The organism is Candidatus Saccharibacteria bacterium, assembly GCA_016699895.1.
GTDB lineage: Bacteria > Patescibacteriota > Saccharimonadia > Saccharimonadales > Saccharimonadaceae.
Map to the genome: position 1 here is coordinate 469123 of CP064991.1, position 17539 is coordinate 486661.

The 17539-nt window shown below is 45.3% G+C and carries 19 protein-coding genes and 1 tRNA gene; 19 read left to right on the plus strand and 1 reads right to left on the minus strand.

What is annotated here, in order from left to right:
* The first annotated feature begins 158 nt into the window (after positions 1–158).
* Complete coding sequence (locus IPL44_02530) at positions 159–3068, plus strand: class I tRNA ligase family protein (protein QQS17162.1); 2910 nt, start codon at positions 159–161, stop codon at positions 3066–3068.
* Here the strand turns inward: IPL44_02530 and IPL44_02535 are convergent, their stop codons facing one another.
* Positions 3069–3596 (minus strand): hypothetical protein, encoded by a 528-nt coding sequence (locus tag IPL44_02535; GenBank protein ID QQS17163.1) that lies wholly within the window; start codon positions 3594–3596, stop codon positions 3069–3071.
* Positions 3597–3718: 122 nt separating this feature from the next.
* Here IPL44_02535 and IPL44_02540 point away from each other — a divergent pair, with 122 nt between their 5' ends.
* The 18 genes from IPL44_02540 (at position 3719) to IPL44_02625 (ending at position 17486) form a co-directional block, all read left to right on the plus strand.
* The gene (locus IPL44_02540) at positions 3719–3868 is read left to right on the plus strand and encodes a hypothetical protein (protein QQS17164.1); all 150 of its coding nucleotides are present in this window, start codon (positions 3719–3721) and stop codon (positions 3866–3868) included.
* A gap of 85 nt (positions 3869–3953) precedes the next feature.
* Positions 3954–4394 (plus strand): transcription antitermination factor NusB, encoded by a 441-nt coding sequence (gene nusB, locus IPL44_02545; protein ID QQS17165.1) that lies wholly within the window; start codon positions 3954–3956, stop codon positions 4392–4394.
* Positions 4395–4964 carry an NUDIX domain-containing protein gene (locus IPL44_02550; GenBank protein ID QQS17166.1) on the plus strand — a complete coding sequence of 190 codons (570 nt, stop codon included), beginning with the start codon at positions 4395–4397 and terminating at the stop codon, positions 4962–4964. It abuts the gene before it with no gap.
* Complete coding sequence (gene rnc / locus IPL44_02555) at positions 4964–5761, plus strand: ribonuclease III (protein QQS17167.1); 798 nt, start codon at positions 4964–4966, stop codon at positions 5759–5761. The genes IPL44_02550 and rnc overlap by 1 nt, the downstream gene beginning before the upstream one ends.
* A gap of 215 nt (positions 5762–5976) precedes the next feature.
* Positions 5977–6387 (plus strand): 30S ribosomal protein S16, encoded by a 411-nt coding sequence (gene rpsP, locus IPL44_02560; GenBank protein ID QQS17168.1) that lies wholly within the window; start codon positions 5977–5979, stop codon positions 6385–6387.
* Positions 6388–6483: 96 nt separating this feature from the next.
* On the plus strand, positions 6484–6888 hold the full coding sequence (locus tag IPL44_02565) for a KH domain-containing protein (GenBank protein ID QQS17809.1): 405 nt from the start codon (positions 6484–6486) through the stop codon (positions 6886–6888).
* A gap of 117 nt (positions 6889–7005) precedes the next feature.
* Complete coding sequence (gene trmD / locus IPL44_02570) at positions 7006–7656, plus strand: tRNA (guanosine(37)-N1)-methyltransferase TrmD (GenBank protein ID QQS17169.1); 651 nt, start codon at positions 7006–7008, stop codon at positions 7654–7656.
* Between the two features lie 240 nt (positions 7657–7896).
* Positions 7897–8412 carry a hypothetical protein gene (locus tag IPL44_02575; protein QQS17170.1) on the plus strand — a complete coding sequence of 172 codons (516 nt, stop codon included), beginning with the start codon at positions 7897–7899 and terminating at the stop codon, positions 8410–8412.
* Positions 8409–8675 carry a rhodanese-like domain-containing protein gene (locus tag IPL44_02580; protein QQS17171.1) on the plus strand — a complete coding sequence of 89 codons (267 nt, stop codon included), beginning with the start codon at positions 8409–8411 and terminating at the stop codon, positions 8673–8675. The genes IPL44_02575 and IPL44_02580 overlap by 4 nt, the downstream gene beginning before the upstream one ends.
* A 262-nt stretch (positions 8676–8937) precedes the next feature.
* Positions 8938–9011: transfer RNA gene (locus IPL44_02585), tRNA-Gln, on the plus strand.
* 411 nt (positions 9012–9422) lie between these two features.
* The gene (locus IPL44_02590; protein ID QQS17172.1) at positions 9423–10223 is read left to right on the plus strand and encodes a restriction endonuclease; all 801 of its coding nucleotides are present in this window, start codon (positions 9423–9425) and stop codon (positions 10221–10223) included.
* A gap of 6 nt (positions 10224–10229) precedes the next feature.
* Entirely contained in the window at positions 10230–11312 is a 1083-nt protein-coding gene (locus IPL44_02595) for a site-specific DNA-methyltransferase (protein QQS17173.1), read from the plus strand.
* 17 nt (positions 11313–11329) lie between these two features.
* Positions 11330–11845, plus strand: coding sequence for a DUF3644 domain-containing protein (locus IPL44_02600; GenBank protein ID QQS17174.1), 516 nt, complete (start codon positions 11330–11332; stop codon positions 11843–11845).
* Entirely contained in the window at positions 11775–12311 is a 537-nt protein-coding gene (locus tag IPL44_02605; protein ID QQS17175.1) for a hypothetical protein, read from the plus strand. The genes IPL44_02600 and IPL44_02605 overlap by 71 nt, the downstream gene beginning before the upstream one ends.
* A gap of 133 nt (positions 12312–12444) precedes the next feature.
* The gene (locus IPL44_02610) at positions 12445–13488 is read left to right on the plus strand and encodes an LD-carboxypeptidase (GenBank protein ID QQS17176.1); all 1044 of its coding nucleotides are present in this window, start codon (positions 12445–12447) and stop codon (positions 13486–13488) included.
* A gap of 165 nt (positions 13489–13653) precedes the next feature.
* The gene (locus IPL44_02615) at positions 13654–15705 is read left to right on the plus strand and encodes a hypothetical protein (protein ID QQS17177.1); all 2052 of its coding nucleotides are present in this window, start codon (positions 13654–13656) and stop codon (positions 15703–15705) included.
* A gap of 4 nt (positions 15706–15709) precedes the next feature.
* Complete coding sequence (locus IPL44_02620; GenBank protein ID QQS17178.1) at positions 15710–16687, plus strand: SIS domain-containing protein; 978 nt, start codon at positions 15710–15712, stop codon at positions 16685–16687.
* A complete protein-coding gene (locus tag IPL44_02625) occupies positions 16659–17486 on the plus strand; it encodes a hypothetical protein (GenBank protein ID QQS17179.1) in 828 nt (275 codons plus the stop codon). The genes IPL44_02620 and IPL44_02625 overlap by 29 nt, the downstream gene beginning before the upstream one ends.
* Positions 17487–17539 lie beyond the last annotated feature (53 nt).

A 17539-nucleotide genomic window follows, 5' to 3' on the forward strand; every position in this document is an offset into this window, starting at 1 on the left:
GTAAGGTGGTAGTATCAAAATCCTCGCCTCGGGTGACGCGAGGCGGGGCAGCTCCCAAAATTGTTTTCGGTGGTGATTGACCGAAAAAATTTTAGGGGCGGACCGAGCGGCAGGACCCGAGGAGATTTTGAGGTTCCTTGTGCTATAATATGACAGATATGAAACGCTATAATCCTGTTGATATTGAGAAAAAATGGCAGACTAGTTGGTCGGATGCCGAACTTTATGCTGCTCGCGATTTTGCCGACAAACCAAAATTTGTCATGTTAACAGAGTTTCCGTATCCTTCGGGCGCGGGACTGCACATGGGTCATATGCGCGAATATACGCTGGGCGATATCATCGCTAGGCACAAACGCATGACCGGACATAACGTGCTGTTTCCGATGGGGTTTGACGCCTTTGGCCTGCCGACCGAGAATTTTGCGATCAAAAATAAGATCGCTCCACAGGTTGCAACGGCAAATAACGTGGCTAGTTTTCGTGACCAGCTGAGCACTATGGGACTCAGCCTCGATTGGAGTCGTAGCTTTTCGACTACTGACCCTGATTATTACCGCTGGACGCAGTGGTTTTTCCTACAGTTTTTCAAAGCCGGTCTGGCCTATCAGGACGAAATTGCTATCAATTGGTGTCCATTTTGTAAAACCGGTCTCGCTAACGAAGAGGTCGTTAATGGTCGCCACGAACGCTGCGATACGCTGGTCGAGAAAAAGCAACTCAAACAATGGGTGCTACGGATTACCGATTATGCCGATCGTCTGATCGAAGGGCTAGAAACGGTTGATTATCCGTCACGGATTGCCGACCAGCAAATTTACTGGATCGGTCGTTCAGTTGGCGCCGAAATTGATTTTACGGTTGATGGTCATGATGAGAATATCACGGTATTTACCACTCGACCAGATACGATTTTCGGGGCAACATTTATGGTTCTCGCCCCTGAACATCCACTCGTTCAAACTATTATCACGCCAGAGCAAAAAGGTGCCGTCGAGACGTATATTCGGGCCACACAGGCCAAATCCGACATCGAACGACAGGAAACCAGTCGTGAGAAAACTGGGGTGTGGACGGGTGCTTATGCTGTTAACCCAGCTAATGACGAAAAGATCCCAATCTGGATCGCTGATTATGTGTTAATGGGCTACGGTACAGGTGCAATCATGGCGGTTCCAGCTCACGACGAACGCGACAATGAATTCGCACACAAGTTCAACCTGCCGATTATTCAGGTTATCGCTAAAGCCTTTAACGAGCCTCTCGAAAATGCCGAAAAAGTGACCGGAGTTAATGTTATTGGCTATGATCCGACCACAAAACGTTTTATGCATTTACATAATCATAAAAGCGACAAACCATGGCTACCGGGCGGCGGCAAGAGTGACGAGGAATCATACGAAGCCGCAGCTCACCGCGAACTAGCCGAGGAAGCGGGGTATCATACAGTCGAGGGGCTGATTCCTCTAGGTAACTTTTTCTACACCTACTATTTTAATAGCAATAAAGGTGTTAATCGATGCGGTTCAGGCATGAACTATCTGGCCATCATTTCCGAGACGGAAACGCCAAAATCCTCCAATGAGGATCACGAGGACTATTCGGCTGAATGGTGTAGCTATGACGAGCTTGTCAAGCGCTTTGCAAATGGCGTGGAGGGTGCCGCGCACTGGCATGATGCTATTGCGCAGGCAAAGGCGGCTGCAGAACTGTATAATGAAGGCAAAATATATCAATCTCCTGTCCATTCCGACAGTGGAATTTTGATTAACTCGGCGCAATTTAGCGATACGGCATCAAACGATGCCAAAGAATCTATCGTTGCTTGGCTGGCTGGAAAAGGCGCCGCTCATGAAAAAGTCAACTACAAACTGCGTGACTGGATCTTTTCGCGCCAACATTACTGGGGCGAACCGATCCCGATTATTCATTGTCCCGACCATGGCGCGGTGGCTGTTCCTGACGATCAATTGCCGGTTGAACTGCCGCCGGTCGATCATTACGAACCGACCGACACCGGCGAATCACCACTAGCTGCCATTGATTCCTGGGTTAACACAACCTGTCCAACGTGCGGCGGTCCAGCTAAACGCGAAACCGACACGATGCCAAACTGGGCTGGTAGTAACTGGTATTACCTACGTTATTTTGATGCTCATAATGACCAGGCTTTTGCCGATCGCGATAAACTAGATTATTGGGGTGCGGTCGATCTGTACCTGGGTGGTATGGAGCATACGACGCTTCACCTCCTCTATTCGCGGTTTCATCATCAATTCCTGTACGATCAAGGTCTCGTCCCGACGCCAGAACCATATGCCGCGCGCCGCGGGCAGGGGATTGTACTGGCGGCTGACGGCCGCAAAATGAGCAAGAGTCTCGGTAACGTCGTTGACCCAACCCAGATCATCGACAGCGGCTATGGTGCTGATGCTCTGCGTCTGATGATTGCGTTTATTGCGCCGTACGACCAGACGACGCCGTGGAACCCAGAAGGTGTCGCTGGCACATATCGTTTCCTCGTGCGTTATTGGAATCTGGTGCAAGATGTTTTGAATGATCAGGATTCGACTACGGCTGATGACGAAAAGGCTATCAAGAAAATCATTAACCAAGCCACAAAGAAAGTTAGCGCCGACATCGCATCCATGAGCTTTAACACGGCCGTAGCAGCGCTGATGGAGGCCTTAAACGGTCTCGTCAAGGTCGAGCATAAAGGTGGCAAGGTTTGGCGCGAGGCTATAGCTGATTTCACCAAACTACTAGCACCGTTTGCACCGCATATTGCCGAGGAAGTTTGGCGTGAAATACTAGGCGAATCTGGCTCTATTCACGTTAGCGATTGGCCGATTTGGGATGAAAAACTATTAGTGTCCGATACGATGACGATTGCGGTCCAGGTGAACGGCAAGCTCCGCGGTGAAATTGCCGTTGACGTCGAAACTATCCAGGCAGATATCGAAAAACGTGCTCTAGAGCTTGAAAATGTTGCGAAATTTATCGGCGACAAAAAACCGGCACGTATTATCTACGTACCGGGTAAAATCGTTAATATAGTAGTCAAATAACTATTTCGTTTTGAGACTGACTGCGCCGCCAGAGAGTGAGATCCAACCTTTACCGTCCTGATCGCGCTTGATGCCTTCTTCGCAGGAGGCTTGCATTTCGGCCGGTAGACTAGCTAGATTGATCTCAACCCATGGGCCATTAGGATCATTCGGATTGGTTTTGACGCCGTCAACGATAGTAACGGTTTTTGCCTGCAATGTAACAGGATCTTGATCTTTACCGATGACACAAACACCGTTAAAGTCACCACCGTTAGCTACTACTGGGTTAGCTCGCACGGTAGCACCAGGTTCGAGAGTGAATGTGCCACCCTTGACAGTTGCTGTGTGCGCGCCGGCTACCTCTCGGGCACCGTAGGCGATTCGTTCGTTCTCTTGATTTATATAATTTACTAGCATACTTAACGCGACGCCAGCGACTGCTGCACCAGCTAACGTTTTGAGTCCAACATGATTTGACTCATGGTTCTCGATTGGTCGTGTAGGGGCGAGGTCTGCTGCCTTCGCCATAGGATATTTACTTGGCATAACTCTATCATTATAGCACAAACATAATCAAAAGTCAATGATTTTCAGTAAAACAGCCTATAATTATTGCCAAAACACTCAAAATCCGCTAGAATAGAACCAGTTTAAATAAAGGAGAAAGAATGAGTAGTGAGCCTAAAAAGCACTCTAGCCCACGTAAAACTGGTCTGCGTCGCAGTCATCTGCGTTTGAAACTGGCCCGCCAGGTCAATGCTAAATCACCGGTCAAAGTCGCCACCACCAAGCGCGAAACTGGTAAATCAGTCAAATAAAGATCGGCCGAGAGTCGCCCGCGCGTAGTGGGCGGACTCGCTAGAACTTTACAATTAATTAAAAGGACAAGAGGAGTTTTCCGAAATGGCAAGCAATCGGCACCTGGGTAGGATCATCGCGCTGCAAGCTTTGTACGAATATGATTTTCGTGCGGGTTTAGGCGATGATAGCGCTGATATTGATGACATTCTGGATCGCAGTTTGAGTCATTATGGCAAAAAGATCGGCGATCGTGATTTTGTAGAGCAGTTGGCTCGCGGTGTTGTCAAAGAAGCCAAGCAGCTCGATGCGGTAATAGCCCCGGTCGCACCGGAGTGGCCGCTCAATCAGCTGCCGTTATCTGATCACGAAATATTGCGCATCGCTCTCTATGAGTTGCAATATTTTGGCGAGCAGATTCCGCCCAAGGTCGCTATTAACGAAGCGGTCGAGCTGGGTAAATTGTTTGGTTCGGAAAATTCCTCCAAATTCATCAACGGTGTCCTCGGTACGATTTGGCGCCAGATGAATGCAAGAGGAGAATAGATGACAGAGGAAAAGAACAAATTTGATGAAGACGCCGCGCCTGATTTAGTCACGATAAAAGACGAAAATGATACTGGTGAGCGGGGTTTTTCGCGACTGGCAAAGCCGTTTCGACGCGACAAACCGGCAATTAACGAAATTATTCGCGAAGCCGAGGCCGGCGGCGTCGTCTATCGCCTCACCAAAGCTGGTAAATTGCAGATTGTCCTGTTCCAGGACGTCCGTGACCGCTGGACGATTCCAAAAGGTCATATCGAAGAGGGCGAAACCGCTCAGGAGTCAGCCATTCGGGAAATCGGCGAGGAAGTCGGCCTGTTCGGTATCGAGCCGGTTTGCTGGCTCGGTAAAGTCAATTTCCGCTATCGTCGTGGCAATAGTCTGGTTATTATCAACATGCAGACCTATCTGTTCAAGGCCGGCAAAGACGAGAACTTGAAAAAAGAAGAATGGATGCACGATGTCAGATGGTTTGACTTCGACGAAGCTATCGACAAGATTGCCTACGAAGACGTCATGAAGCTCGTATTATTAGCTCGCAAACGCCTCCGCCAAAAAGGAGAAATTGAATAATGGCCAAGAGTCCATCGCCGAAAAAAGCCGTCTGGCAATCGTTTGATCGCCGTTCGAATGATGAGCCGTTAGTCCCGGCGGTAGCTGGGGTGAATTTTGAGACATATCAGGCTTTTGCTCGCGATCACCTGGGTTTCGAGTTTAACAATATTGATTTGTTAGTAACGGCTCTCACTCACCGCAGCTACGTCAACGAGCACCGCAAATCGGCTCGCGCCCACAACGAGCGACTAGAGTTTTTGGGCGACGCAGTGTTGGAACTAGCGACGACTGAGTTTTTGTTCAAAAATTACGATCAGCCAGAGGGAATTTTGACCTCGTGGCGGTCAGCCTTGGTGCGTACTGAATCGATTGCCGCTGCTGGTCAAAAACTAGACTACGAACACTTGATCCGTATGAGCCGTGGCGAAAAACAGGGGTCAGAGGCGGCCCGATTGCATATTGTGGCCAATGCGTTTGAGGCGTTAATCGGCGCGATTTATCTAGATCAAAGTTTTGAAACAGCCAGGCAATTTGTCGATAAACATATTTTATATCGCATTGATGACATTTTGGACGACGGTAGCTGGCGCGATCCGAAATCACACCTTCAAGAGGTCAGCCAACGTATCGACAACGAAACGCCGGATTATAGGGTGGTCGAGGAGACTGGTCCGGATCACGAAAAAACGTTCACCGTCGGCGCTTTTGTAGCTGGTCGGGAAATGGGGCGAGGTGTCGGCTCTAGCAAACAGTCCGCCCAGCAAGAGGCCGCCCGTGAAGCCCTCGCCGCTTATCGTCATCAGACTGATAAGTAGCCACACTAGTAGAAACTCACACCTCGGGTGACGTGAGGCGGGGCAGCTCCCAAAATTGTTTTCGGTGGTGATTGACCGAAAAAATTTTAGGGGCGGACCGAGCGGCAGGACCCGAGGGAGTTTCGGGCTTGATTCCAATTAACAGTTGACTTTTGACGATCTAATCTGTATAATCTAGTGAAACCGTCATACAATTTAACTAACAAAGGAGAATAATGCTCGCAATTCGTTTGAAACGAACCGGCCGCAAGGCTTATGCTGTTTATAGGGTCGCCGTCCAGGAAGCTCAGCGCCACCCGTCGTCAGGTAAAGTAGTCGCCTATGTCGGCACCTACAATCCACATACCAAGGAAGCCACTTTTGACAAAGAATTAGTCGAAAAATATCTGAACAATGGTGCTCAGCCAACCCCACGCATTGTCAAATTACTAAAAGATGCCAAAATCAAATTGCCATCTTGGGTAAAAGAACCAAACCTATCGAAGGCCCGAGCTACTCGTAATCCAGAGAAATTGCGTAAAAACGCTCCAAAAGAAGAAGTCGCTCCCGAAGCTCCTGCCGAAGAAGCACCAGCCGAAGAGGTTGCTACTGAAGCTACCGAAGCTGAAGCTACACCAGCTGAATAATCTAGCTAGAATATGAGATCCGCCCGCCTAGGCCTTGCGCCAGGGGGCGGATTTTTGTTAAAATGGTCATGATAACTAACGAGGGAGGCCGAAATGATCGAACAACAATTTATTGAATATGTTGTCAAACAGTTGGTGGATGAACCAGATGCCGTACGGGTAGAACGCATTGTCGATGACAAGGGTATATTGCTAAAATTGACCGTCGCACCGAGTGATCTCGGTCGTGTGATCGGTAAACATGGCGCTACGGCGCAGTCGCTGCGTAACCTGTTACGCGCGCTCGGCACCAAAAATGACGATCATTACAATTTGAAAATTATCGACGTTGACCGCGAAAATGCAGCCGAAAACCAGCCTGTTACCACCGATACTACACCAGAAAAAGCCGACACAGTCGATACTGTGGAAAAAACTGACACTGAAACTGTGGAAAACGAAAGCGATTTGGCAAAAAAGACCCGCGAAGAGCTTGCAGAATTAGACGATCTTGATATATAATATTCTCAGTTCAATTGCGAGAACTAAAACACACGATAAATGCGAGACTTATGCGTGTCAAAAACCGCCGCCCATCACCGGCGGTTTTTGGTTTCTATCTGTGGTATACTGTAACAGATGAAAAAGTTCCAAGTCATCACCCTATTTCCTGAATTTGTCGAGTCATTTTTCACCACCTCGATGATGTGGAAGGCGCACAAAGAAAACCTGGTTGAATTTTCGACTGTCAACCTGCGCGATTTTGGTTTAGGTCCACGTAAAACCGTCGACGATACACCATATGGTGGTGGTGATGGTATGCTACTGATGATTGAGCCGCTCGTTGCAGCACTAGAATTTGCGAAGGGACAAGATCCGACCGCCAAGGTTCTACTGATGACACCGACTGACAATTTCTGGGATCAGCAACACGCCGGTAGTTACGCGGCGTCGGACGATAGCTACATTATCATCTGCGGTCGTTACGAGGGCTTTGACGCTCGGATCGATCATTTCATTGATGAGAAAATTTCGGTTGGTCGCTATGTGCTGACTGGTGGTGAAATTCCGGCGATGATCGTAATTGATTCGGTGGTACGGTTGATGCCGGGGGTGCTCGGCGGTGAGACTTCGGCAGAAATCGAGAGCTATAGCGAAGAGACAGAGCTAGAGTTCCCGCAATATACCCGCCCTGAAACGTTTCGGGATATGCAGGTCCCGGAGGTCTTGTTATCCGGTAATCACGCGGCGATTCAAAAATGGCGCAATGATAATTCGGTGAAACTCTAATAATAAACTGATTCAAAAAACCCCAGGGAGAGCCCTGAGGTTAAAGAGGTGTGGTGGAGACATTGCAAAATTCTACGCAGTTTCTTTTTTAAAAGTTTTTGTTTCAAATTCTGCTACCAATCATGTTAGCATAAAGCATAACCGTTATGCAATAGGTTTGTAAAAACCACATCATTTTCCGTTTAGTGATGCCGATCATGCTATAATTTATGGTATATCAATAAAGAGGAGGAGCCTTTCGTGAAATACCCCAAAGTTGTAGCCACTAAACCACCAAAACCCCTGTCAAAATCTGCGCCGCTATTCGGTAAAGTCGCGGCCGTCGTCATGGCACTATTTGCCATCATGCAGCTGGCGGGTGTTAACTATATGATCGACAGCCTGTACCAGCAGTTATCAGGTAGTGCGGTCTGGGTGGCGGCTGTAGCAGGTGTGGTATTGTTATCAGAAATCATGTCCATTCCATTCCTCATGAGGTACAAGACGAGCGAACTAGCACGACTAGTCGGCGGATTTTTTGCGGTACTGGGCCCATGGGTTTGGCTGCTCGTCGTGATCTGGTCGGTTGGAACCGAGGCTTCGGCGGCGCAGTTCGGTATATTCCATGGAATCACTGTTGGTTGGTGGTTACTGGCACTTAACGGACTATGGCTAGTATTCAATTTCTACACAGTCAAACAACTCGGTATCGAAAAAACCTGGCGCACGTTGTCGGACAAGGTTCATGAGTTGAAAAAAGCCAAGGGGAAGATATGACAAAACCCATAATTATAGACACTCGCGAGCCGTTTGAATATATGGATGGGCACGTTGATGGAGCAATAAACATTCCACCGGCCGAGTTTATGAGCGGACAGGTGCCGTCGCAGCTGAGAGACGTGCCTAGGGATCAGGAAATCATTGTTTATTGTCGTAGTGGTAGTAGGTCTAACGTTGTTATGCAGATATTACAACAGCAGGGCTTTACTGATCTCAAAAACGGTATCAACAAACAGCAAGTCGAGAAATATCTAGGATAACGTTATTTAACACCAAACCTCCGCAACTAGCCTGCCTGCTCTCGGTGTGGTATAATTTCTATGCTATTTGGGAACTGGCGAAACAGTAAGATAATAGCGTCCGAGATTGACAATAAACTAACCAGACATTGGGGATTGGCCAAGCGGTAAGGCAACGGCCTGTCCGAGACCGATAGGTCGAGTAGGTTAATAAATAGGTCCCGTTCGGGTCCAGAACCTTTTACAAATAGCGTCCGAGATTGACAATAAACTAACCAGACATTGGGGATTGGCCAAGCGGTAAGGCAACGGGTTCTGGTCCCGTGATCGGGGGTTCGAATCCCTCATCCCCAGCCATGAAAATCGTCAGACCTTTTGGTCTGGCGTTTTTCATTGTCTCGCGGTCGGGATCCGAGCCGCCGATGTTTTGCGCCAGCAAAACGTATCGGGGGTGCGGCGTAGCGTAGCGCGGAAAAATTAGCTTGCTCATTTTTCTAGCAAGCGGAGGAGGCTTTAGCCGATATCCCTCATTATAGAAAAGAGAAGATTATTTTGTTGAGTTTTACATCTTTGAGAATCAAAGAGAGACAAAAAGTGTTATAATAAGAGGGTCTTACTCTTAATTGTCAGCCTGACCCCCATTTTATATGTGGTCGTCGTATACAAACGACACCGCATAAACGAAACGACGACAGTCGGGTTGTGAATTGGGAGTAAGACACCTTGCGGTGTCGTTTTTAATTTCAGGCATCGCAAAAAGGCGACGCTATGAATATATGGACTAAAAAGAGTATTGAACTTGCAACCCAACGCAATTATCTTGATTTGCTTTATCGTGTTTATCCGATGTCCGTAAATCTCCGGCGAGAACTTCCCAATTCGACACTAAATAGCATAAGAACAGCATTCGATAACAGGGATGGCAATACTCTACTAAAAATCTTACTAAAACAAGAAGTATTCCCGATTAAAGATTCTTATGTTGCCTACCTAAAAAGAGACAGTTCATCTATTGACCGAAACCCAAGTACAGTGCAGAGACTTGTGGGTATGTTATATGAAATGGGCTTTGATGATATCATTGACCGCACAACAGTTCCAAAAGAAACAAATCGCCAGATTGGACCATTGTTTAAGAACTGGATCAAGGCTGGAAGTCTTGGTGTTTCAGTCTTTACTAGCGTAACAGATTTTATAAATACACCCGAAAATGCAGTTTTTGACGGTTCTGACGCTGCAATGGAAACTTTTGCTCGTAACCAACTAGGCTATGCACACCCAAAAGGCTTGGACTTTATTGCCAAATTCAACGGCAAGTATGTAATCGCAGAAGCAAAGTTTCTATCAGACTTTGGTGGTCATCAAAACGCCCAATTCAATGACGCAATATCAACAATGCAGTCAAATTCAGCGATAACAAATAAAGAAGTGATAAAAATTGCTATTTTGGACGGTGTTTTGTATATCAAAGGCAACAACAAAATGCACAAAGCAATTACTACTGATTTTAGCGATAACGAAGTGATTATATCGGCAGTTTTATTAAGAGATTATTTGTTCTCATTGTAGGTATTTATGAATCTTGATTATGCGGGTAAAAAATCAGAAAAAGAGATATTAGCAAATGCTAAATCTCTTAAAAGATCTGTTAAAAATACTGATAATTCATTACTGCTTAAAGGTGATAATTTCACAGCCCTGTCATCATTATTACCTAACTATACTGGCAAAATTGACTTAATTTATATTGACCCGCCTTTCAATACGAATCAAACATTTACCGTTGAGGACGAACGAGTAAGTACAATTAGTCGTAAGAAAAATGCAATTGTTGCGTACTCCGATCAAATGACACCGTCTGAGTACATCGAGTTTATGCGTGAACGCCTAATACTCTTGCGAGAATTACTTTCAGATAATGGCTCTATATACCTGCATATAGATACAAAGATGGGTCATTACGTCAAGATTATAATGGATGAGGTTTTTGGTATAGATAATTTTAAGAATGATATTACTAGAATTAAATCAAACCCTAAAAACTTTATGCGTAAAGCATACGGCAACCAGAAAGACGTAATATATTTTTACGCAAAGAATAAAGATAAAAACATCTTTAATAATGTAACTATTAAGCTTGATGAAAATGACAAAGCTAAGATGTTTAAGAAGGTTGATGAAAATGGGCGCAGATATAATACAGTTCCAGTACACGCACCGGGCGAAACTAACGGTAAAACTGGTAGTGAATGGCGCGGTATGTTTCCGCCAAGTGGCAGACACTGGCGAACAGACCCAAGAGAATTAGACAAACTAGACAACCTCGGTTTGATTGAGTGGTCAAAGAACGGCGTACCTCGAATCAAGAAGTTTGCAGACGAACATAAGGGTAAAAAGATGCAGGATATTTGGAATTATATTGATCCAGCATACCCACTTTATCCAACCGAGAAAAATCTAAAAATGCTTGAAATGATAATTGAGCAATCATCACATGACGACTCTATTATTCTTGACTGTTTCGCTGGTAGCGGTTCAACGCTTTTGGCGGCACAAAATCTTGGTCGTAGATGGATTGGAATTGACCAATCAGATGTATCGCACAAAGTTATAAAGAAACGGTTTGACAAAATTGCTCACGAATACCTTGAGCTATAACTTGATATAATGGAACTATGAGCAAACGACTTCCGAGAGGCGTTAAAGAATTATTAGACAAGTCTATTGATTCTGCCACACAAGCGATATCGACATATAATGACCCTAGAAGCTCATTTAGAACTGGTAACTTTACGGTTTTGATGATTATTGCTTGGACTGCCATAACACACGCCTATCTTGAGCGTAAAAAAGTGAACTATTTTTATAAAGAAAAGAATGGCAGATACAAGAAGATTGACGGCGATAAAAAGGCGTGGGAATTATCAAAATCTGTAACAGAAATTTTTGATGAAACTGACCCTATTCGTAAAAATATTGAACTTTTCGTGAAACTACGCAATAAGATTGAACATCGCAATCTACCAGCTCTTGATAAAGAGCTGGTAGGCGAAAGCCAAGCGTTAGTCTTAAACTTCGAGGACTGGCTAGTTAAGGAATTCGGCGAACAATATGCTCTGATTGATACTCTTTTTTGTACCAATACAACTTTCAAGGTCGTTAAAGAGGGTTCTGCCCGTCAGCAAAGATGAAAAATCCGTAATAAGTTTCGTTAAGGATTATCGTGGACTGCTTGAAGCAGAAGTAGAAAATTCACAAAAATACTCATTCAAGGCTTACCTGATACCGAAGATTGGAAATTATCGCTCGTCATCGGACTTAGCAATAGAATTTGTTAAGTACGACTCAGATAACCCACAAGAAATGGAGAAATATGACAAGGCGGTTGTTGCAATAAAAGAGAAACAGGTGCCAGTGGCTAATGTCAATTTTCTAAAACCAAGTATGGTTTTAGAAAAGTTGAAAGAACAGGGCTACATAAAAACAATGAATTGGCATACAGATATGTGGCATAAGTATAAAGTAAGACCAGCGAATAACGCAACGAACAAATCCAACTGCAAATCAGAGTATTGTGTGTATGACAAGCCACATAAAGATTATCTATATACAGACGCTTGGGTTCAAAACTTAATTGAAAAAGAACTAAACAAATAAACTTTCAACATCTGCCGTAGACACCGGCTTTGCCGTTCAGAGCTGCGCAAGGGCTTTTTGTCGCATCGGGAAGATGCGTTCAGACAGCTCTTTGAAAAGTATTGATTGATAGCAGTGTTGTATAATAATAACTATGAGATACCACATCAAGCTATCCAAACTGCAAAAAGGCGACAAGGTCGCAATCATATCTCCATCGGCTGGTCTACCGGGATTATTTCCCTGGGTGCAGGATTTGGGTTTGGAGCGCCTCCGTACGGTTTTCGAGCTCGAGCCTGTTGAATATCCGACCACGAGGCAAATGGGTTCATCGCTCGAGGATCGGGCGAGGGATGTCATGGCGGCGTTTGGTGATCCCGAAATCAAAGCGGTTTTCGCCTCTATAGGTGGTAATGATCAGATAAAGTTGATTAAATATCTCGACCCGCAAATATTCATTGACAACCCGAAACCGTTTTTCGGGTTTAGCGATAATACTCATCTGCATAATTTTTTGTGGAACCTGGGCATGCCGTCATATTACGGTGGCGGCATCATGAACCAGTTTGGCATGAACGTCAAGATGTTCGACATGACCGTCAATTCTATCAAACATGCTCTATTTGATGAGGGCGAGTTTGAGATGGAGGTCGCTAGCGAATATAACGACGAAGGCCTAGATTGGTCGGTCGAGAGTAATCTATCAAAACAACGTAAATTAGAGCCGAATGACGGTTTGATTTGGGACGGCGACAAGGATGCTGAGGGTATATTATGGGGTGGTTGTGTCGAGAGCTTGATCGTTCAATCTAGTACGGGGAAGTATTTGCCAATGGACGAAGACATAGACGGCGCAATCCTGGTGATCGAAACTGCCGAGGATATACCCGAGCATTGGATCATTGAATATTTGCTAACGGGTTTTGGCGAACGCGGTTGGTTTGACAAGTTCCAAGCGGTGTTAGTTGGGCGACCAAAAGCTTGGGAGTTTAATAAACAAAATGATACTGAAACGAAAGCTGCCTATCGGCAAAAGCAGCGAGAGACTGTCGTTAAAACAATTCGTGAATACAATACAGCCATACCAATCGTTCAAAACGTCGATTTTGGACACACCGACCCACAGATTGTTTTGCCACTCGGCCGCAAAGCCGTAGTTTCACCAGCGAACAATACGATCAAGCTGAATTATTCGTGATCATTTACAAAATGTATTTAATATGATACAATATAAAACTATATGAAAGATGTGGCGTTCAATAATATGGCGAGCAATAACTCCAGTACTTTTGTACGTTGATCAAGCGCTAATCTTAGGAAATTAGGAGAGGCAAATACTCTACTTTTTGATCTCGATGATACGATGGCAGTCTATCGGGCCGCTTTCGTTCAGAAATGCTTATATCTTACGATAAAGGATCATATTTATGCTATACCAGATAAGGATGCGGTAGAGCAGTCGGTATTACTTCATCAAAATATGCATGATGGAGGCAAGCAAAAGCGTGTGCTTGCAGGTATGATTAATCCCACCGATACGCGTAGCTTCTGGGAAGGGTTTAGTGATTATCTGCATAGAGATATTCAACCCGAGGATGTCAGTTTTGATCCGTCTCTCGTAAGATTGATTAATTTTGCGGCTCGCAATAATATCAATGTTGGCGTTATTAGTAATTCGACACCTACTGCAGGAGGGCGAGTATTATCTATTCTCGACGATAGGACAGGCATAGATTTGCGTAACAGCGCCTCGTTTCTAGGGACCGGCACAAATCGTAAACCCAAGGCCGATGCACTTCAGGCGTATCAAGAGGAAACAGGGCAGTTTGTTGATGCAGGGCATTCTGCCTATGTGGGGAACGCAGTTTCGGACCTGCTGTTTGCTAGAAATACAGGAATGGTTCCGGTGCTAATAGACTACACTGACTCATCGAGAGATATAAGTGAGACTCCTCAGGGTGCTCAACTTATCAGTGACAGTGTTGTTACGGGCTGTTTTAGCGCCTTGAAGAATCACATAGAACGCATGCGCCCACATTATCGCCGTCCAGTGAGTTTTAGCGTCGAAAAGGCATTGACGACTGGTAATGAACGGTGTGTTAATCGTAAAGATATTACACTTGAGCCGTCTGATGAGACGATGTATCATATTGTTAACGATGCTACATCGGAAGTGATGAGTTATGTACCAGAAATATGGCAGTCATTCCATGATCGCTTTAGTGGTAGCGACGAGTTCTCAGTTGCTGATATCGACGGGTATGCGCAGCTTATAAGCGAAGCAAGCGGTGCTTACGCTCTACCTCCTATTGATAGTATAAATAACCCTAATATCCGATCATACTATACGCAGAATCGTGTGCGTAAGGAAGGTAACTACGTATTTGGCCGTGGCGCAGCTTATTATAGACAATATATCCCCGAGTTAAAGGGTAATTTTTCTGCGCAACTTGACATGGTTGAAGGTGAGATAAGAGATGCAATTGATACACTTGAGAGTAGCGTTCCCTCGTCAGAAGCAGAGCATCTTGCGGTCTTGGGCGTAGAAGATAATTTAAGAGGCAATTTCCTCGCTACTTATCTTTCAGCTATTAACGTCATGCGAGACGACCCGTTGTCTACGAATATTGACACAATTATACGTCTGTCCGAGCAGCTTCGTAGTGGATATCAGAGGGCGCTTGAGTTGCAATATTCTCACATGCTTGGTTTGCCATATGATCGTCATGAACTAATACGTGCAATACGTGAAGAGGTATCTGTATTGGCGGAGTATCGTCAGGTATATTCCAATGCTAGTATTCATCCAAAGTTTAAATCTCCAGAGATTGACGATCCTCTTGTGATTGCTGCGCGTGCAAATTATCTATGTGATCAATATCCAGAGACGGACTCACTAGTTGGTCTTACGAGTGGTGGTGTCGAGCTGTCGGAAGTGGCGCGTCTGCTATATGGAGTGCGAGGAAAACTTGTTTCCTCTGTTCACTATCCTATCTCGGTACACAATGGGCAAACGATGTGGTCTAAAGATAAAACGCCAGGAGGTAACCAGACTGCGATTGATCAGATTATCGATATCGAAAGTCTTGCCGGCAAGCATGTCGTTGTATGCGAAGATAATTCGAACAGTGGTCAGACACTCGCTCGTGTTGTCGATAGAATTAATAGTTATGACGCCGCCTCGGTCCATTTTGCGGTTGTTGAAATTGATCCAACACGTATCATCATGCATTTCGTACAGCAGAAAGCGGGAGCTAAACATCACATTGGCGAGGCTGCGGATCGAGTTCGCCCGATAGCAAATTATCACCATCCTGATTTTCGAGGTGCGGTACGTATCGTAAAAATGGTACCTCAAGACAATAGTATGACAAAACTTATTGCGCAAGATACGGCCAATCGCGGTATAATATAGAGTAATGAACGATTCAACGAAAAATTACCTCCAATTAGTTTCAACTATCGATGATTACACTAGGGCTATTGATATTTCTCCTGACCAGCGCGATCGGTTTATTGCTACGGTTAGGCGTAGCCGAAAAATCATTGTTACTGGCACGGGGACTTCTTTGCCGACGGCGCAGTATCTCGCAGATCGGTTGAGGCGACAATTTCCGGAGAAGCCAGTATATTTCCTGCCAACAGGCAAAGCCATTCGGGAGATCGACCATCTAGAATCAGACGACCTCGTTATTATCATCAGTTATGGTCTCAACCGAGCAGATTCTCTAATAATGCTAAACAAGGCAATCGATCGATGTGCAGTTGTGACGCTATCGGGTAATCCCGAATTGGATCTAGGGGATAATCAAAACATCGTTATTCCTCCAGATAGAGAGAAAATCTTTTGTCGCCCCATTAGTCCCTTGACAACGCTGATGGCGATAGAGTATTTGTGTGGTGGTACAAAATCCGCCTCAGGCGTGATCGATAGCGTCGGTATTCACGAAGATCTATGCCGGTGGATAGATCCAAAAAAACAAACTATCATTTTGTATACCGCAGGTGTTTCGTATGCTGCTGAGTTGTGGGGCATCGTGCTGAGAGAGGGCGCTGGCATGAATGTTTCAACCAAGGATGTAGAAAACTATTCGCACGGCTATTATGGTCCAGATACGGCCCATCTCGGTGATAGGCAATATATCATCTTGACTAGTGATAGCCGAGAAGATACTAGAGATCTTGATAGGGCAAAGGGGCTTTATTCGATCGACAATTTCAACAGTTATATCGTTGTTGCAAAGGGCGATACCTACCAGGCAAACGCACAGCTCTTTCGTGAAGCAACAGAGGTAGTATCGCGAATCCTCGTTGATACAGGCTATGACATGTACGGACCTAACGGAATGGACAATAATCGGAGATACCATGAATACGAGCATTTCACCGATTATTGAGGCTATTACTAAATCCGAGAAAGCTACCTATATCGTGGGTATTGCGGGTGGTTCCGCGAGTGGCAAGAGCTGGACGAGCAATAGTTTGCGTGATCGGTTGCTACGGGCTGGTTATCAGGTTGCGATATTGCACCTCGATGATTTTGCACTGGGTAAAGAGTTTGCGCACCGAAAAACATCTCCCTATAAATGGGATGACCCTGATAATTATCGTCTAAACGAGGCATTTTTGGTCCTGCAGGACTTACTAGCCGGTAGAGAGCGCCAGTACTTGGCATATACTCTAGAGGCGCATCGCCCTGTACAGTCTACGCAGTTAGCATGGGCGCAGCCTGACAATCCGACGGGGCGACGAATAGTTGTCATCGAGGGACTGTTCCCATGGTCCGGGGCTTTTAACGAAATAGTGGATCTCAAGGTATTTCTCGATAGCAATTTCTTTCGCCGATTTGTTTTGCGTCTCTATAGGAATGTTATGGTGCAACAGGTCGTGTCATTTGAAAAAGTCGCCGAACAATATTTTAGCTTTGTGAAACGAGCTCATTTTGACCTATTGATGCCGCAAAAGGATACGGCAGATATCGTGATAACAAATGACATTGATTTGGGGCAGACGTTGACTGGGTTAGCAGTTTTACCCGATGGAGACACTCCAGCGCAGAGTATTTATCGTGATGCCGATCTATTTATCGGCTATAGACGAAATGAGACTGGTATAGAATTGGAAATTTGTGTCGATGGCAAGCCTGTCATGCGCGGAGTCGTTTCAGAGAAGATATTAGCAAGTATTCTGCATTAGAATACCAAATCATTTACAAAACATAACTAATATGCTATAATAGTGGGTGAGCC

What these genes read in the sequence shown, in the direction of transcription:
- IPL44_02550 (QQS17166.1), top strand. Translation starts at nt 4,395, where the DNA reads ATGACAGAGGAAAAGAACAAATTTGATGAAGACGCCGCGCCTGATTTA.
- IPL44_02540 (QQS17164.1), top strand. Translation starts at nt 3,719, where the DNA reads ATGAGTAGTGAGCCTAAAAAGCACTCTAGCCCACGTAAAACTGGTCTG.
- IPL44_02600 (QQS17174.1), top strand. Translation starts at nt 11,330, where the DNA reads ATGAGCAAACGACTTCCGAGAGGCGTTAAAGAATTATTAGACAAGTCT.
- IPL44_02595 (QQS17173.1), top strand. Translation starts at nt 10,230, where the DNA reads ATGAATCTTGATTATGCGGGTAAAAAATCAGAAAAAGAGATATTAGCA.
- nusB (QQS17165.1), top strand. Translation starts at nt 3,954, where the DNA reads ATGGCAAGCAATCGGCACCTGGGTAGGATCATCGCGCTGCAAGCTTTG.
- IPL44_02610 (QQS17176.1), top strand. Translation starts at nt 12,445, where the DNA reads ATGAGATACCACATCAAGCTATCCAAACTGCAAAAAGGCGACAAGGTC.
- IPL44_02530 (QQS17162.1), top strand. Translation starts at nt 159, where the DNA reads ATGAAACGCTATAATCCTGTTGATATTGAGAAAAAATGGCAGACTAGT.
- IPL44_02615 (QQS17177.1), top strand. Translation starts at nt 13,654, where the DNA reads ATGGCAGTCTATCGGGCCGCTTTCGTTCAGAAATGCTTATATCTTACG.
- IPL44_02620 (QQS17178.1), top strand. Translation starts at nt 15,710, where the DNA reads ATGAACGATTCAACGAAAAATTACCTCCAATTAGTTTCAACTATCGAT.
- rnc (QQS17167.1), top strand. Translation starts at nt 4,964, where the DNA reads ATGGCCAAGAGTCCATCGCCGAAAAAAGCCGTCTGGCAATCGTTTGAT.
- IPL44_02580 (QQS17171.1), top strand. Translation starts at nt 8,409, where the DNA reads ATGACAAAACCCATAATTATAGACACTCGCGAGCCGTTTGAATATATG.
- trmD (QQS17169.1), top strand. Translation starts at nt 7,006, where the DNA reads ATGAAAAAGTTCCAAGTCATCACCCTATTTCCTGAATTTGTCGAGTCA.
- rpsP (QQS17168.1), top strand. Translation starts at nt 5,977, where the DNA reads ATGCTCGCAATTCGTTTGAAACGAACCGGCCGCAAGGCTTATGCTGTT.
- IPL44_02535 (QQS17163.1), bottom strand. Translation starts at nt 3,596, where the DNA reads ATGCCAAGTAAATATCCTATGGCGAAGGCAGCAGACCTCGCCCCTACA.
- IPL44_02590 (QQS17172.1), top strand. Translation starts at nt 9,423, where the DNA reads ATGAATATATGGACTAAAAAGAGTATTGAACTTGCAACCCAACGCAAT.
- IPL44_02625 (QQS17179.1), top strand. Translation starts at nt 16,659, where the DNA reads ATGAATACGAGCATTTCACCGATTATTGAGGCTATTACTAAATCCGAG.